We start from the raw sequence: 711 nt of genomic DNA, 5'->3' as shown, positions 1-711 counted from the left end.
ACTAAGGATGGAGAAATTTTTTTGGGAGGAATGAACGGTATGGTTTCTTTCTACGAAAAACAGTTGAACATTATATACAAGCATTACCGGATTATTCCTGATCGGTTGTTGGTGAATGGAAATGAAGTTCATGTAGGCGATAATTCGGGGATTCTTCCGGTTTCTCTTTACGATGCTTCTTCTATTGTTTTGAAAAGTAATCACTCGATATTCAGTTTCGAGTTTGCGACATCCAATTATCTTCCGGCAAACAAAGATGAAATCGTTTATCGGTTAGATGGTTTCTCGAAGGACTGGACCAGCACACGCGGACAGAATACAATCACCTATACTAATCTGCCTGCCGGAGACTATACGTTGTTGATTAAATCGATTGGTAAGAATAAAGCGTTTCAGGCAGATTATCGGTTGGATATTCGCATGTTGCCGCCTTTCTATAAAACGACGTGGGCGTACCTTATTTATATAGCAATTGTCGGCGGACTTTTATATTATGTAATCAGGACTTATCAGACACGTTTCCATCTTCGCGAATCACTGAAATATGAACAGCAGCATATCCGTGATGTGGAGGAGATGAACCAATCCAAACTTCGTTTCTTTACGAATATTTCTCATGAATTCCGTACACCGCTTACGATCATTATAGGGCAGATGGAGACATTGTTGCAAATGCAGGCCTTTGCTCCTTCCATTTATAATAAATTACTG

The 711-nt window shown here is 39.7% G+C and carries 1 protein-coding gene; it reads left to right on the top strand.

Annotated elements, in window-relative coordinates; genetic code table 11:
- The coding region (locus AB5935_RS27285; RefSeq protein ID WP_368328012.1) for a triple tyrosine motif-containing protein at positions 1-711 on the top strand (711 nt) is incomplete at both ends.

It is taken from the genome of Phocaeicola sp. RTP21198st1_B8_RTP21198_201120 (assembly GCF_040929485.1).
Lineage (GTDB): Bacteria > Bacteroidota > Bacteroidia > Bacteroidales > Bacteroidaceae > Phocaeicola > Phocaeicola dorei.
This window is presented reverse-complemented; position numbering and strand designations above follow the sequence as displayed.